Here is a 14,082-nt window from a genome sequence, read left to right on the forward strand (position 1 = left end):
CGTTTGTACCCCGGAATATATGGGGTGGCCCCCCGATTGTCGAGAGGAGGGTAGGATCGGCGCGATGACAAGCCAGCAGATCCCGCACCGCGCCGACTGGCGGCGCAATCGCGAGCGCCTGCTCGCCGCTGCCGCCGAGGTCGTGGCGCGGGATGGTTCCTCCGCCTCGCTGGAGGAGATCGCCCGGCGGGCCGGGCTCGGCTCGGCGACCTTGCACCGGCACTTCCGCTCCCGCGAGGCCTTGCTGACCGCGGTCTTCCACGAGGGTGTCGAGCGTTTGGTGGCACGTGGCCGGGAGCTCAACGAGACAGCGGGCGGCGGCCTGGTGGTCTGGCTGGAGGAGCTGACCCGCTACACCGCCACTACTCGCGGGCTGGCCGTCTCCCTGCGGCCCACCGCGGACGACAGTGGCTGCCACGGCATGTTGGCCGACGTCGCCGCCGAGCTAGCGGCAACCGCGGTGAGGGCCGGCCGACTGCGTCCCGAGATCACGGTCGACGACCTGCTCGCCCTGGCCAACGGCATTGCCATCCGAGCCGAGGACGATCCGGAATTGGCCTCCCGCCTCCTGCGGATAGCCATCAGCGGAGTAGAACCACGGACATAGTCCCGGCTCTGTTCGCACCTGCCCGTCATGGCGATGACGGGCAAGCCGTCAGGTCCACAGCCGACCGACTTCGAGTTCCATGGCGGCGCGTACGGACTGACCGGAGCCGCGGACCGCACGATGGCGACCTGGCCGCCACCGCCCGCTGAACCAACTCCCGTGGGCGTGGCCTTTGTTGCTGCAGGGTTCGTCAGACGATGCCACCGGCCGCCGCCTGGGGCATTGGCCAGTAGGCGGCATCCGGCGTGGTCGACCACCCCGCGAACGTCGGCCGAGACAACGAGCGAATCCACGGCCGCATCGCGCACAAAGGCGAGAAGGCACCGATCCAGGCCAGCCGGCGTTGGCACGTGGAGCGCACTCACGCCTGGCGGAACGCCTTCTACCGGCTCGCCCGCTGCTACGAGCGGCGCGCCACCGTCATCGACGCATTCTTCGACTTCGCCGACACGGTCATCACCGTGCGCAGCCTGATCCGACAGGCATGGACGACTCACCGCTGGGACGAACGCCCGACCCGCCGACCATGACCGCACGCCCATCCGTGCGCCCTTGACAGACCCCAACCCGACGGATCATGGAAGACGTCAGCCAGGGAGCGCTTTTGAGCGCGAACCGTAGAGGTTGGATTGTTTCATCGGAGAAAAGCCAGAATTTTGATCCGGTCGGCCCGGGGCCGAGTCATCGGCCGCGTCCGCCAGAAAGGTCCGGTTGGCGTCAATCAGGTGATCAAGTGCTTCCTTGGCGGCGGTCAGGCTGTCAATGGTGGATGAAAGGCGGGTTCGCTCCTGATTCATTGCGGTCAAGGCTTGCCGAGCTCTGTCCCTGTTGGGCTCCGTCATGCAAGGGACCATCTGGGCGATGGCTCTGCTGGACATTCCGGCGGCCAGGAACACCTGAATCAGCGCCACCCGCTGGACGTGATCGTCGTCGTAGCGCCGCTGGCCGCTGGGGGACCTTGTGCTGACCAGCAAGCCCTGCTGCTCGTAGTAGCGCAGTGATCGACGGCTTGCTCCTGTCCGGGCGGACAGTTCACCGATCCGCATCTCAACCCCTCGTATGCATTGGGTCACGGCGACTTGCCCTTGACATCGATGTGAGCGTTTAGGTTAACCCCATGGCTCGGGACCTGCTGCCGGGGGCTCCGGTCGCCGACCTCTCGCATCCGCTGGAGCACGAAAGGGAGAGTTCCGTGATCAAGTTCGCTTTCATGATCAACCGTATCCATGGAATGACGTTCGAGGAATTCGTTGAGCATCACCGGGACCGCCATGCCCCGTTGTTCACCTCCATTCCGGAGGCGCGGCAGTACGTGAAGAAGTACACCGTCTCCCACCCGGTGCCCGCTGAAAGCTACCCGAGTCCCGCCTACGACGGCCTCACTGAAATCTGGTTTGAAAGCTGGGCGGACCACGACGCCTTCTTCGCCTCCAAGAATTACAAGGAGGTGGTGAACCCGGACGAGAGCAAGTTCATCGACATGAATTCGGTGGCAGTAATGGTCACTGAAGAAAGGATGGTGATCTAGTCTTCGGGCTGCCCGCTCCGCGCCGCGGGCGATGCGGCGGGCCATCCACGTGACGTCGGCCCACGTGATCAAGGTTTCGGAGTGCTGGACGAACCGTTCGTAACACAACGGGCGCTCCAGGCCAGCGGAGAACGACGAATCGGAAGTGCGTCGCCCACACCCAGCTCCGCCTGGCCCGCCGGCTCGCCGCCGACCTGCGCCGCCCCTGGGAACGCCCGCTTCCAGTAGCAAAGTTGACTCCGGTCCGGGTCCGCCGAGGGTTCCGCAACATCCGTGCGAAGGTCCTCACTCCGGCCCGGGTGCCGAAACCCTCCCGGCCCGGCCCCGGACGACCTCGGCTCCCTCGGCGGCGTGCGGGATGTCCTCGGCGGGGTCATGATGAGACGGCCCGGCCGCCGCGGGAGCGCCGGGCAGGAAAGGGGCAGGCGATGGAGCTGTTCCCGCCGGCGCCGCTGCCGGAGTGGCGGGACACGAAGGAGACGCTGCACCGCTTCGCGCAGATTGTCGGCAAGATCCGCTTGGCCGCGAGCGCTCGGCGCAACCACTGGTGGAACGTCCCGTTCCATGTCACTGGGCGCGGCATCACCACCCGTCCGATGGGTCAGGTCGACGGGAATCCGATCTTCACGGTCGACTTCGACTTCGTCGACCACCGGCTCGTCGTCACGACGCTGGACGGCGGAGAGCAATCCTTTCCGCTTCCGGGCCAGTCCGTCGCGTCGTTCTACGACCAGACCATGGCCGCGCTGGCCGCGCTGGGCGTCCGGGCGAACGTCGCTATTCCCAGGCCCTTCGACCTACCCGACGCCGACCGGCCGTTCGCCGAGGACACCGAGCACGCGACCTACGACCCGGTAGCCGCAAACCGCTACTGGCGGGTGCTGAGCCAGGTGGCGTCCGTGCTGGAGGAGTTCGCGGCGGGCTTCTCGGGAAAGGCCAGCCCGGTGCACCACTTCTGGCACACGTTCGACATCGCCCACAGCCGGTTCTCCGGGCGCCGGGTCGACCAGCCCAGGCAGGCCGACCCCGTCACCCGAGAGGCGTACTCCTCGGAAGTGATCAGCTTCGGCTTCTGGTTCGGCGACGACACGTTTGCCGAGCCCGCGTTCTACTCGTACACCGCTCCCGAGCCCGCCGGTCTGGCCGAGGCGCCGCTCAGCCCGGCGTCCGCGCAGTGGGTCGCGCGCGGCGACAGCCACCTGGCCGTGCTGCGCTACGACGCGGCCCGCGCCGAGGCCGATCCACGTGCCGCTGTGCTCGCCTTCTACGAAGGCGCCTACCAGGCCGGGGCCGGATGCGCCGGATGGGACATCGCGGCGCTTGCGTGCCCCTACGGAATCACGGACCCGGTCCGGCGCATTTGACGAAGTCGGTCAGCAGCGCAGCGCGGTGCGATGGTCAGGCTTCGGTATCGGTGCGCGCCAGGAGGCCCTTGAGCAGGCCCGTGGACTGGCCGACCTCGATGAGGTAGCCATCCGGGTCGCGCATGTAGCAGCGCAACTCGGCGCGCCGGTCGATGGGCGGCGTGAAGAACTCGGCTCCCTTGGCGCGGGCTGCCGCGTAGAAGCCGTGGATGTCCGCCACCCGTACGTTCAGGAAGCTGGAGGCGGTGTGGCGGTCCTGCGGTGGGCGCAGTGTGATGTCGGGTTTGTCATCCGTGGGCCCGCCACCGGGGTTCATGATGACCCAGCTGTTGGCGACCTTGATGATGCAGGGGCTCTCCTCCAGCACCACCTGCCCGCCCAGCACATCGGCATAGAACGCCCGCGAGCGAGGGACGTCGCCGACCGTGAGAAAGTGCGTCAGCAGCACCCCCTCGGCCGGTGCGGGAACGTCGTCGGCTGAGGCGCCGGCGGCGATGAAATCGGACATATGGCCAGCGTAGGGCGGGACCCCCCGCTCGGCATTCCCGCTTCGAGGAGGAAGCCGGTTTCACCGTCGACCTGGCGGCACGTCCCGGGGCGCGTTGGACGTTGTGGCGCGCCGCATGCGGTGGCGGTCAACGAGACGGTCATCTCCTTCGTCCTCGTCGGTGCCTTGACCAGGGCAGGCGACGACGGCGGGTTGAGTATGCGTACTCATGCGTCGGGCCTGTTCGCCGGCGGAGGGTTGAGGCGGACGCGACGGACGGATACGGGGGAGAAGCGGTGTCTCGGTGGAGTGGGATCGGTGCGTTGGTGCTCGCAGCGGTGCTGGCCGGGGCGGTCGCGGGGTGCGATCGCGTGCCGGCCGGCGATGAGCTGGCGCAGAAGGCCAGGGCGCCGCAGGCACAGTCGCAGCGGGCGACGGAGGAGGCCCGGATCCGTGACCTGATCGATCGCCTGAGCCGGGTGGAGGGGCCGGAGCCCGTGGTAACCCTGCTCGACGACACCTGCGAGAGGCGTTCCGAGAACCTCTTGGAGTCACGTACGCAGGTGTTGTTGACCTGCAGGATGCACGCCATCGCGGACTTCGGTGTCCGGGGAGACATCACCTCGGTGTTGCCCGGGATCCGCGCGGCCGGTCTCACCAGGTGGGGGCCGGTGGACGGGAACGGCCAGGACGGGCCGTACGCGACAGGAACCGTGCGCTACGCCATGGAGTACCACCGCACCTGCGGTCGCTACCCGGACGGTCGGCCGATGCCCAGCCCGCGGCTGGCGGCAGACGGGCTCGCGATCGACTGGGACCGGCTGGATCTGCCTCTCGTGAACCGGATCGAGGAACCCACGCCCTGTCTGTCGCCGTCCGGCGGCGGCACGTACCACCGCTGTTCGCAGGTTCCGGAAGGAGCGGGGAAGGTGACCGAGGCGCGGGCCCGGTACGGCACCGTACTGGAACTGACGGCGGATGGGCTCGACTACTTCACGGTGAAGAGGTAGGGCTCGCCGGGAGTCCGTCATCGACGGCCGCAGGCTCGCCTGCCTCGGCCTCGCGGGCGCCCGTCTCCACGCGCTGACAGTCGACGACCACCAGGCCGTCCGCGACCTCACCCGCGGCCTCGGCCCCACCACGCTGCGCCAGGCGCGGGAGGCCTGCCGCTCGGCCTTCTCCAGCCGGGCGGACTCGGCCGTGCTCTTCGTCGGCAACACCTGGCAGCCGGCCCGCCGAGCGGGCACCCCGGCGGCCTCGTCCTTGTACCCGGCACCACCGCGATCGGGAAAGTAGACGCCTGACACACTGTGCGCCATGACTGAGCACGAACACCATGCCTCGGTGCAGCTCTCCGAGGTGCTGCACCGCAGGTTGGAGCGGATCGAGCGGCTCCTGGAGCCCGAGAAGCCGGAGCGCCCAGCGTGGCGCTCGGTCACTCTCGGTGAGCAGCGCTGGGCGGTCTCGGTGGCCATCCTGGTCGCGGTGGGCCTCCAGCTTGCCCTGCCGACCCGTCTGACCATCCACCCGCATGGGATGCTGCCCACCCTGGAGCTGGCGCTGCTGGTGGCCCTGGTGGTCCTCAACCCGCACAAGCGCATCGACCAGACATCGCGGTTGCTGCGCCTGCTGAGCCTGGCCCTGGTGGCGGTGATCAGCCTGGCCAACGGCTGGTCGGCGGTGAAGCTGGTGCGCGACCTGATCCACACGTCCGCCTCGCCGGGTGCGCTGGCGCTGCTCGGTACCGGCGGCGCGGTCTGGGCGACCAACATCATCGCCTTCTCGCTGTGGTACTGGGAGTGGGACCGGGGCGGCCCGGCGGCCCGTGCCCAGGGGGTGAGATCGTACCCGGACTTCCTCTTCCCGCAGATGCAGCAGGAGGGCATCGCGGAGCCGGGCTGGGAGCCGTCCTACCCGGACTACCTGTACGTGGCATTCACCAACGCCTGCGCGTTCAGCCCGACGGACACCATGCCGTTGTCGGTCTGGGCGAAGCTGCTGATGATGACGCAGTCGGCGGTGTCGCTGATCACGGTGGTGCTGGTGGTGGCGCGGGCGGTCGGCATCCTGCAGTAGCAGCCACAGTGCGGCAGGCCAGCGATGGCTCGTGGGCAGCGCTCGCGCAGGTCCCCGCCAGGTACGGTTCGATCGGCACCACGTCGGCCCGCATCCGCGCGCAGTGACCACGCAGGCGGCCCGGATCACCGACCTGGTCAACGGCGCCCCCGACAACCAGCCGGTCACCGGGCTCGGAGCTCGCAGGCCATGGCGCCCCCGTCACCGATGGATCACTGCCAAGTTCGGCGGAGTGCCGGCTGTGAATCCGCGACGACTGCGAAGACCCGCGTGCTGCCCGGCCCGCATGGCCGTGTCGACCTTGTGGATGCCCGCCGGGGCCACCAGGTTGAGCGCGGCGATCAGGTAGAGGAAGGTGCCGGAGACGCTGTTGCCGATCACGCCCGGCCACTGGTGCGCGGTGGACCGGTCGTCGACCAGGGTGCCGGCGATCTGGGCGCCGCCGGCGACGCGGTCATCGCCATGACGATGCTGGAGTGGCCGAGCGCGAACCAGAACCCGGCCGAGACCGGGCGCTGGCCGTCCGCCATCAGCGTGGCGCCGGCCTGCCACACCTCGGCGTGCACGACGGGCCGGGTGCACGGCTTCCACTGGCAGGTGGTCGCGGCCGGCTGTTCCGGTCGACGGGCGGCGAGTCGTGGTGTCGGTGAGGCTGCGGCGTCCGGTGCGCCCGGTGCTCGGCTGCCCGCAGCAGACCTTCCGCGAGCAGGTGCCTGCGTCGTGGAGCGCTGTCGGCGCCACGCCAGGCGACTGGCCGACCAGCTGGGCTCCTTCGCCAAGAACCTCAACGAGTGAGGTATTTGCCTAAAGCTTTTAGGTAGATGCACACTGGCCGTAGGCACACTGAGAGTAGGTGATGGTTGTGGCTCGGGTAGGACTGAACCCGGAGCGGCTGACGCTCGCTGGTGCGGAACTCGCCGATGAGGCCGGTTTCGGCCAGGTGACCCTGTCCGCGCTCGCCCGGCGTTTCGACGTGAAGCCGGCGAGCCTGTACGCGCATGTGAAGGACTCCCACGAGCTCAAGACCCGGATCGCGCTGTTCGCACTGGAGAAACTCGCCGACCGGGTCGCCGACGCCGTGGCGGGGCGCGCGGGCAAGGGCGCCTTGACAGCCTTCGCGAACGCCTACCGGGACTACGCCCAGGCGCACCCCGGCCGGTACGAAGCAGCGAGGTACCGGCTCGACCCGCAGACTGCCGCGGCCAGCGCCGGCGTCCGGCATGCGCAGATGACACGGGCGATCCTGCGCGGCTACGACCTGGCTGAGCCGGCCCAGACGCACGCGGTCCGCATGCTGGGCAGCGTCTTCCACGGCTATGCCTCCCTGGAGGCGGCCGGCGCATTCGACCACACGGACGTAGCCGCTCAGCAGTCCTGGGCCTGGACCCTGGACTGCCTCGACACGGTACTGCGGAGCTGGTCCACCCCGGCCGCCCCACCCGAGAAAAGGGCTTGAGGCAATGAGCACCGAACAGAACCTGATCACCACCCCCGTCACTGCCGACTTCCTGCGCGGGCACCTCGACGTGGAAGAGACCGCCCGCGGCCTGCTGCCGCACCGGCTGCCTGCCCGGGCGCGCCGCCGGATTCCCGACGACCGGCTGGCCGTGGCCGAGGCCCAGCCCTCCGGTGTCCGGCTGGTCTTCCGTACCGACGCCACCACCGTCCGCCTGGACACCCTGCCCACCAAACGCGTCTACCGGGGCTTCCCGCCCCCGCCGGACGGCGTCTACGACCTCCTGGTCGACGGCCGCCTCACCGCCCACGCCACCGTGGACGGCGGGAACCTGCACACCATCACTGACATGCAGACCCAGACTGCGGAATTCACCCCGGGCCCCGCCGGCACCGCCCACTTCACCGACCTCCCGCCCGGTGAGAAGGACATGGAGATCTGGCTCCCGCACACGGAGATCACCGAGGTCATCGCGCTGCGCACCGACGCCCCCGTGCAGCCCGCCCCGGACGAGGGGCGCCGGGTGTGGCTGCACCACGGCAGCTCCATCAGCCACGGATCCAACGCCGTCTTCCCCAGCACCATCTGGCCCGCCCTGGCCGCCTCCGCAGGCGGTGTGGAGCTGATCAATCTCGGCTTCGGCGGCAGCGCGCTGGTCGACCCGTTCATCGCCCGCGCGATGCGCGACACCCCCGCGGATCTGATCAGCCTCAAGCTCGGCATCAACGTCGTCAACAGCGACGCCATGCGTCTGCGCGCCTTCGCCCCCGCCATCCACGGCTTCCTCGACACCATCCGCGAGGGTCACCCCACCACCCCCTTGCTCCTGGTCTCCCCCATCCTGTGTCCGACCCACGAGAACACCCCCGGACCTCTCATGCCGGACCTCTCCAGCGGAGCCCTGAGGTTCAAGGCCACCGGTGATCCGGCCGAGACCGCCGCGGGACGGCTGACGCTCACGATCGTCCGCGAGGTCCTGGCCGACATCGTCGAGCAGCGGTCCGTCGAGGACCCCAACCTCCACTACCTCGACGGGCTCGACCTCTACGGCGAGAGCGACCACGACGAGTTCCCCCTGCCGGACGCGATTCACCCCAGTCCCGAAGGACACCGCCGCATCAGCGAGAACTTCGCCGGGCTCGTCTTCGCGGACAACGGGCCCTTCGCCATCACCACCGGCTGACCGGACGACCCGCCGGGCGTGCAACCGGCGGCCCCACGGCGGCCCGCACTCAGGCGGCGCGGTGCGCGCGGCCGGACGGCGACGGCGGCGGCGCGCCGCGCGGGCTGCCCCCAGTGCGGCTCGGGCCTGTTACCGCTGAGACGGGTCATGGCCCAAGGCCGTAGGACGGGCGGCAGCCTGGGACGCGGTCCGTACCCGCTGCCGGGAGCGCCGCGTCCACATCACCAGCGCCGTCACCACCACGACTTCGACGGCTGTCGAAAGGCCGCTCACCACCGAGAGGGGCAGGGTGAACACCAGCACCAGCCGCAGCGCCGCCTCGGCCAGCAGTGCGGCCCCCCAGAGTGCGGTCAGCCGCCGCCGGGCGCTGTGGGCCGCAGGGGTGTCCGGGCCCCTGGCCGGCAGCCGCCGGGCCAGGTAGGCGATGGCCGGGGTCCGGGTGGCGCAGCTGGCCAGGAACACCAGGCCGGTCAGTGCGCTGGTGGCCGGGTCGCGGAGCAGCAGCAGCCGTGCGTCGTGGGTGGGGAGCGTGAGGGCCAGGCCCAAGGCGTACGTGGCGAGCATCAGCACGGCCACCGCGTCCAGGTGCCGACTGCGGAGCACGCTCCAGAGCAGTCGGCCGCCGGCCGCGGCGGTGGCGGCCATTAGCGAGGTGGTCACCGGGAAACCGGCGGCCTGGCAGCCGTAGAAGGTGGCGGGCGACAGCCCGATGTCGTAGGCGAGGCCGATTCTCGCGGCCCGCGTGGAGTGGCCCGCGTCGGGACCGACCGTCCGGCTCACCTTTGCCGGAACCGAGTGCGCGGTCTGGTGAGAGGTCATGCCACGACGCTACGAAGCGGTCGCCGGGGCGGGATCCACCCCGGGACGGAGGCCGGGCGGAGATGGCCCGACCGCGTTCTCCACCCGGAGCTGGAGAAGCAACTCCACCTGACGGAACGATTGGTGGTTTCCGTGCGCCACGCCTGCGCGGTGCGGGTGCGTGGGACGGACCACACGATGCGGTGCGGCGCCCTCGAAGCGCTCTCCGACGCCGGGCCGCTGGTCGGGCCGGTGCTGACCCACGTCGACGTGTCCGCGTGATCACACCGTCCGCCGGTCCCGCTGTCAGGCCATCTCGACGTAGCGGTGGACCCGGTCGAAGCGCCGGGCCGCCCCGGCCGGAACGCACCCGCACCGCCGCCTTCGCGCTGCGTGGCACCGAGCAGGCAGTGCCGTCCGGCCGTCCCGGGGTGCGCCGCAGCCACTTCTGGCGAGCGGCAAGGCGCCGGTCACCACCAGGTGGCCGCACCTTGCGAGATCGTCCCGCTCCTCAAGGAGGAGGGAATCACCGAGGACACCGATCCGACCGATCTGTCGACCCTTCAGGCCGCCATGGACCGCGGCCACGGCGTCGTTCGCGGCGACTTGTGCCGCAAGATCGGCGGCGTCATGGCGTCCATGCTGTCCAGGACGACCGCCACGGCGCCGGACAGCCGATCGGTGAGGTCCCCCGGCACGGGCAGGGCAGGGGGTGGTGTGCCGGAGCGCCGCACCCGTCCTGAGCGTGCGCGAGCACGGTCGCGGCGTCGTGGTCGGCGCACCGCTGGGCCGCGGTCCGGGTGCCGGTAAGGGTAGCCAAGCAGGTCGGCGCCGGTCAGGCTGCGGTCCTCTTTCTTGAGCAAGCGATCCAGATAGAGTACGGTGGAGCCATGGTAAGAACCCGGGAGTTCGACACCGAGGCGGCGGTGAGCCGCGCCATGGAACTGTTCTGGACGCGTGGTTACGAGGCCACGTCGGTACGCGACTTGACCCAGCGACTGGGAATCGGGCAGGGATCCTTGTATGCCGCGTTCGGCGACAAGGAGGGCCTGTACCGGGCGGCGCTGGAGCACTACCGCACCACCCTCGCGGCGGCCGCCCTGCGCAGCCTGGAGGAGGGAGCGGACGCCCGGTCGGCCATCCGTACGATGCTGGTCGAGCGGGTCCGGATCGCCGTGGAGGACGACGGCCGGGGGTGCCTGGCAGTCAACGCCGCCTGCGAGCGCCTGCCGGAGGCTGTGGCGATCCGGCGCACCGTGCGGGACATGCAGGACGCCAGTCGGGACGCGCTCGCGGAGGTGCTGCGGGTCGCGGCGGAGCGAGGCGAGATCGCGGCGCGGCACGACCCGCACACGCTGGCCGCTTTCCTCGTCACGTTCCTCAACGGACTGCTGGTCTCCTCGAAGATCACCCCGGATGCCCGCGCTCTCGAACCCCTCGTGGAGGTCGCCCTGGCCGCCCTCGGCTGACTTTTTCATGCCCGCAAACTGTATCGAACGATCCAGAAAGACGGGCCGGAGCCCGCACGAGTAGGGGATCCGGCGAATCCACCCCAGCTCCATCGACCCCCTTCGGAGGATCCATGCCCGCCGCGCCCACCCCGAGCACACCAGCTCTCGGCGGTAACCGCTGGAACACCTTCCCCGCAGCCGGCACCACCCTGACAGCCCGCGACTTCTTCACCGCCACCGAGCCGCTGCTGCAGGGCGTCATCGATGACAGCGCCCTTACCGGCGCCGACAGCGAGGTGCTGGAGGACCAGATCCGCGCGACACTCGCCCTCAGTACCCGGGAGACCTCCCTGCCGTTGGCCATCGGCCCGGACAGCGCCCCGGCCGCACGCGAACTGGGCACCCAGGCCGAGTCGATCGGCCGGGAGCTCGCCGCCTGGGCCACCGCGGCTTTGAAGAGGCTGCTCGCTGACCGGATACCGCTGCCCGCAGGACCGCTGGTGGTCCGCAGCCACTGCTACGGCCACCTGCTCACCCCTCCCGCGGCCGATCTGCTCCTCGGCCGGCGCGGCAGCCCTGTCGCGATGCAGCTCTACAACGAGTGGCTGCATCAGATGGTCCTGCTGCGCGACGCCCTGCTGCCCTTCACCAACTGGCAGGACGTACCGCTCCTGACCACCCCGTCCGGGCTCCGGCACACCGAACCGGCCCGGGACGCGTTCCTCACCGAACTGCTGGTCCGCCGGATCCGGCACTCCAGCATCGTGGGCTTCGCCCGCCACGTCGTCACCGGCACCTCCGGCCCGGCCGGCTACGGCTTCGAGACGGGCGGCGGGACCGCCCTGCCCGCCGTCCTCGATCAGCAACCCCTGACCGCACCCCGGTACCTGCTGACCTGGCGCACCGACCCGGCCGCCGAAGACACCGTCACGTACGTCACTGAAATACAGGACTACTACGCCGCCCCCCGCACCCTCGTCGAGGACCTGCCGCCCACCAACACCCCATCGGGGCCGCTCACCGCCCGTACCGTCACCGGGCCGATCACCGACGGGACTCGCACCGCCCGCATCGAGATCGCCCACGGCGGCACCCTCGCCCACGTCGACCTAGGCCAGGCCCTACGCGGCCACCGCTTCGCCCACCGGCCGGGCCCGGCCACAGCCGCCGCACACGCCGTTGCCGCGCCCCGCACTGCGGATGTGTGGTCCGCACTGCACGCACCGGGGCTGGTGTGGACGCGAGCAGGCGACGTCACCCTGGACGCCACCGGCCAGGCCGACCTCGTCGTACTGGCCCTGCTCGGCCGGCTCTACCCGGAGAACGTCACCCTGGACCCCGCAGGCCGCTCCGCTGCCCTGCCGACCCCGGACGGCAGCGGCCCGAGCCGCCTGGTGACGCTCGTCGACCCTCCCCGAGTCCACTGACACCCGTATCGCGGAGTACACCGAAACATAGGAGAACATGATGTTCGACCACGACGGAACTCCCGCTCGCACGGGCCGGGCCGCCGTCAACGGAACGAGTCTGCACTACCGCACGGCCGGTTCGGGCCCCGCGGTGGTGCTCCTGCACGGCGTGCCCAAGACCGGATACCACTGGCGCTACCTCCTCCCGAAGCTGACGCCCCACTACACCGTCGTCGTGCCGGACCTGCGTGGTCTCGGCGACTCCGCCCGACCGCCGGACGGCTACGACTCCGCGACGATGAGTGACGACATCGCCGAGCTGATGGCCCACCTCGGACACGGGACGTACGCCGTTGCGGGTGAGGACTGGGGAGCGGTGATCGGCTAGCACACCGGGCGCTCGGCGAGGCCGCCGGCCAGCACTGCAACGCGGTCGTCGGGCCCGCTCTGCGGGTATTCCGCAGGTCAGGGGTGCAACGCTGTCGTTGCGTTGCACCCCGCGTCGCACCTGTGTTGCACCCCGCGTTGCAGTGCCGGCGGGCAGGTGGACAGTTGGCGTGCCGATGCGACGCCTATGGTGCTTCAGCACCCCCGTTCCAGAAATCTGGAACAAGGTCGCGGCGGTCCTGTGCCGTCTGCGACCCGGCATGTGGCGGGTCCGGTGATCGACGCGGCCCGGAGCGTGCGTGCTCCGGGCCCCCGCTGAGGCTCAGCCCAGTGTGCAGGCGAGCTGTGCCTTGACCGCGTTTCGGAGGTCTTCCTGGGCGTAGCACTGGCCGCTGTAGACGTCCTGGAACTGGGGGCTGATGAGGTGGACGTTCACGATCTCGGTCACGATGTTGACGTTCCCCTGGGCCACGATGGTGTTGTGCGCCACGGCCACCTGTCCAGTCGGAGCTGTCTGGGCGCCGATGACGCCGCCTTCACCGTAGATCAGGTTGGTGATCTTGGTGTAGATGGTCACCTGCTTGCCCTGGATGGTGTTGCCGACGATGGCGACCGACCAGTCCTTGTAGTTGCGCTGCCAGGTGTAGTGGGTCCTCTGGTTCAGGGCCTGTACGGCGCCGTACCCGATCACGGTGATCCAGCGGTGCGGGAGCAGCGGGCGGCCGCCCGGGTGGTCGCGGGGCTTCGCAGGCTCGCCCGTCTGCACGGCCTCGGACAGCTCCTGGGTCCCCGTGTTCAGGCGGTCCGCCGCCGAAGCCACCCCGGGGGTGGCGCTCGCCGGTGCGGCGACGCCACCGGTGACGGCGAGGGCCGCGAGCGCGGCGACCGCGATCGTCTTCCACTTCCCGCCGGGCCGCTGACTGATGGCCATTTGTCACTCCTCTTCGCGTCCATCAACGAGCGCGCGCGTACCGACGCACCCGCCGCCGGGCACCCCGGCGCACACCACTGTCGCCGCCCCGCCACCCGGCCCACATCAGTCATTTGACTGCCGAACGCGGTCAGCCCGACTGGGACGCCGGCGCGATGGACGACGAGCAACTCCTGCGCGCCCTGGTCCACCACCTCACCGGCGTCCGCTGGGGCGTGAGCCTGGAGCCGTTCGGCAAGGTCGTCGCGGTCCTGCGCCGACTCCGACGCCGCTCTGCCCGGAGCCGTGTGCGCGGGGAGCCGGCGGCTCCTGCACCTGTTCCTCGCCCGGTTCGACCCCGAGTCAGGCACGGTGAACCTGAGCCAGCGGGACATGGGAGAGCTGCTGGCCCTGTCCCACCCATCG

14 protein-coding genes and 4 pseudogenes are annotated in these 14,082 nt (G+C 70.1%); 13 read left to right on the top strand and 5 right to left on the bottom strand.

Features of this window, described 5'->3' with window-relative positions; translation table 11 throughout:
- Positions 1-64 precede the first annotated feature (64 nt).
- Positions 65-607: a TetR/AcrR family transcriptional regulator gene (locus tag ACIRVF_RS30000; protein WP_402824554.1), complete on the top strand. Its 543-nt coding sequence runs from the start codon at positions 65-67 to the stop codon at positions 605-607.
- Positions 608-897: 290 nt separating this feature from the next.
- Positions 898-1,137, top strand: a pseudogene (locus tag ACIRVF_RS30005) (IS5/IS1182 family transposase); the annotation flags it as partial.
- 57 nt (positions 1,138-1,194) lie between these two features.
- Here the strand turns inward: ACIRVF_RS30005 and ACIRVF_RS30010 are convergent.
- On the bottom strand, positions 1,195-1,653 hold the full coding sequence (locus ACIRVF_RS30010) for a MerR family transcriptional regulator (RefSeq protein ID WP_402824557.1): 459 nt from the start codon (positions 1,651-1,653) through the stop codon (positions 1,195-1,197).
- Positions 1,654-1,799: 146 nt separating this feature from the next.
- Here ACIRVF_RS30010 and ACIRVF_RS30015 point away from each other — a divergent pair, with 146 nt between their 5' ends.
- From ACIRVF_RS30015 to ACIRVF_RS30025, 3 genes and pseudogenes are all read left to right on the top strand, one after another.
- The gene (locus ACIRVF_RS30015) at positions 1,800-2,135 is read left to right on the top strand and encodes an EthD domain-containing protein (protein ID WP_402824844.1); all 336 of its coding nucleotides are present in this window, start codon (positions 1,800-1,802) and stop codon (positions 2,133-2,135) included.
- A 152-nt stretch (positions 2,136-2,287) separates the two neighbouring features.
- Positions 2,288-2,474 (top strand): annotated as a pseudogene (locus ACIRVF_RS30020) (transposase); the annotation flags it as partial.
- Between the two features lie 89 nt (positions 2,475-2,563).
- Positions 2,564-3,499, top strand: coding sequence for a DUF5996 family protein (locus tag ACIRVF_RS30025; protein ID WP_402824560.1), 936 nt, complete (start codon positions 2,564-2,566; stop codon positions 3,497-3,499).
- A gap of 34 nt (positions 3,500-3,533) precedes the next feature.
- On the opposite strand, the gene ACIRVF_RS30030 is transcribed toward ACIRVF_RS30025, so the two are convergent.
- Positions 3,534-4,007: a VOC family protein gene (locus tag ACIRVF_RS30030; protein WP_402824563.1), complete on the bottom strand. Its 474-nt coding sequence runs from the start codon at positions 4,005-4,007 to the stop codon at positions 3,534-3,536.
- Between the two features lie 302 nt (positions 4,008-4,309).
- On the opposite strand from ACIRVF_RS30030, the gene ACIRVF_RS30035 reads away from it, so the two are divergent.
- A complete protein-coding gene (locus tag ACIRVF_RS30035) occupies positions 4,310-4,996 on the top strand; it encodes a hypothetical protein (protein ID WP_402824566.1) in 687 nt (228 codons plus the stop codon).
- A gap of 307 nt (positions 4,997-5,303) precedes the next feature.
- A complete protein-coding gene (locus tag ACIRVF_RS30040; protein ID WP_402824568.1) occupies positions 5,304-6,062 on the top strand; it encodes a hypothetical protein in 759 nt (252 codons plus the stop codon).
- Between the two features lie 270 nt (positions 6,063-6,332).
- Here ACIRVF_RS30040 and ACIRVF_RS30045 read toward each other — a convergent pair.
- Positions 6,333-6,595 (bottom strand): annotated as a pseudogene (locus ACIRVF_RS30045) (HoxN/HupN/NixA family nickel/cobalt transporter); the annotation flags it as partial.
- A 329-nt stretch (positions 6,596-6,924) separates the two neighbouring features.
- Between ACIRVF_RS30045 and ACIRVF_RS30050 the strand changes: the two are divergent.
- Both ACIRVF_RS30050 and ACIRVF_RS30055 read left to right on the top strand, forming a co-directional pair.
- Positions 6,925-7,518, top strand: coding sequence for a TetR/AcrR family transcriptional regulator (locus ACIRVF_RS30050; protein WP_402824571.1), 594 nt, complete (start codon positions 6,925-6,927; stop codon positions 7,516-7,518).
- A gap of 4 nt (positions 7,519-7,522) precedes the next feature.
- The gene (locus ACIRVF_RS30055) at positions 7,523-8,701 is read left to right on the top strand and encodes a GDSL-type esterase/lipase family protein (RefSeq protein WP_402824574.1); all 1,179 of its coding nucleotides are present in this window, start codon (positions 7,523-7,525) and stop codon (positions 8,699-8,701) included.
- Between the two features lie 129 nt (positions 8,702-8,830).
- Here the strand turns inward: ACIRVF_RS30055 and ACIRVF_RS30060 are convergent, their stop codons facing one another.
- On the bottom strand, positions 8,831-9,520 hold the full coding sequence (locus ACIRVF_RS30060) for a VC0807 family protein (RefSeq protein ID WP_402824577.1): 690 nt from the start codon (positions 9,518-9,520) through the stop codon (positions 8,831-8,833).
- Between the two features lie 123 nt (positions 9,521-9,643).
- Between ACIRVF_RS30060 and ACIRVF_RS30065 the strand changes: the two genes are divergently transcribed.
- From ACIRVF_RS30065 to ACIRVF_RS30080, 4 genes and pseudogenes are all read left to right on the top strand, one after another.
- Positions 9,644-9,781, top strand: a complete 138-nt coding sequence (locus ACIRVF_RS30065) for a hypothetical protein (RefSeq protein WP_402824580.1) — start codon at positions 9,644-9,646, stop codon at positions 9,779-9,781.
- A 608-nt stretch (positions 9,782-10,389) separates the two neighbouring features.
- Positions 10,390-10,968 (top strand): TetR/AcrR family transcriptional regulator, encoded by a 579-nt coding sequence (locus tag ACIRVF_RS30070; protein WP_402824582.1) that lies wholly within the window; start codon positions 10,390-10,392, stop codon positions 10,966-10,968.
- A 113-nt stretch (positions 10,969-11,081) separates the two neighbouring features.
- Complete coding sequence (locus ACIRVF_RS30075) at positions 11,082-12,377, top strand: hypothetical protein (protein ID WP_402824584.1); 1,296 nt, start codon at positions 11,082-11,084, stop codon at positions 12,375-12,377.
- Positions 12,378-12,414: 37 nt separating this feature from the next.
- A pseudogene (locus tag ACIRVF_RS30080) lies at positions 12,415-12,744 on the top strand (alpha/beta fold hydrolase); the annotation flags it as partial.
- Positions 12,745-13,068: 324 nt separating this feature from the next.
- On the opposite strand, the gene ACIRVF_RS30085 reads toward ACIRVF_RS30080, so the two are convergent.
- Positions 13,069-13,677, bottom strand: coding sequence for a hypothetical protein (locus tag ACIRVF_RS30085; RefSeq protein WP_402824587.1), 609 nt, complete (start codon positions 13,675-13,677; stop codon positions 13,069-13,071).
- Between the last annotated feature and the right edge of the window lie 405 nt (positions 13,678-14,082).

Origin of the sequence: Kitasatospora sp. NPDC101157, assembly GCF_044768255.1 — a bacterium.
Classification (GTDB): domain Bacteria; phylum Actinomycetota; class Actinomycetes; order Streptomycetales; family Streptomycetaceae; genus Kitasatospora.

Excerpts from the sequence above, each read along its gene's own strand:
- ACIRVF_RS30000 (WP_402824554.1), top strand. The coding sequence starts at position 65 with ATGACAAGCCAGCAGATCCCGCACCGCGCCGACTGGCGGCGCAATCGC.
- ACIRVF_RS30010 (WP_402824557.1), bottom strand. The coding sequence starts at position 1,653 with ATGCGGATCGGTGAACTGTCCGCCCGGACAGGAGCAAGCCGTCGATCA.
- ACIRVF_RS30025 (WP_402824560.1), top strand. The coding sequence starts at position 2,564 with ATGGAGCTGTTCCCGCCGGCGCCGCTGCCGGAGTGGCGGGACACGAAG.
- ACIRVF_RS30030 (WP_402824563.1), bottom strand. The coding sequence starts at position 4,007 with ATGTCCGATTTCATCGCCGCCGGCGCCTCAGCCGACGACGTTCCCGCA.
- ACIRVF_RS30040 (WP_402824568.1), top strand. The coding sequence starts at position 5,304 with ATGACTGAGCACGAACACCATGCCTCGGTGCAGCTCTCCGAGGTGCTG.
- ACIRVF_RS30055 (WP_402824574.1), top strand. The coding sequence starts at position 7,523 with ATGAGCACCGAACAGAACCTGATCACCACCCCCGTCACTGCCGACTTC.
- ACIRVF_RS30060 (WP_402824577.1), bottom strand. The coding sequence starts at position 9,520 with ATGACCTCTCACCAGACCGCGCACTCGGTTCCGGCAAAGGTGAGCCGG.
- ACIRVF_RS30070 (WP_402824582.1), top strand. The coding sequence starts at position 10,390 with ATGGTAAGAACCCGGGAGTTCGACACCGAGGCGGCGGTGAGCCGCGCC.
- ACIRVF_RS30075 (WP_402824584.1), top strand. The coding sequence starts at position 11,082 with ATGCCCGCCGCGCCCACCCCGAGCACACCAGCTCTCGGCGGTAACCGC.
- ACIRVF_RS30085 (WP_402824587.1), bottom strand. The coding sequence starts at position 13,677 with ATGGCCATCAGTCAGCGGCCCGGCGGGAAGTGGAAGACGATCGCGGTC.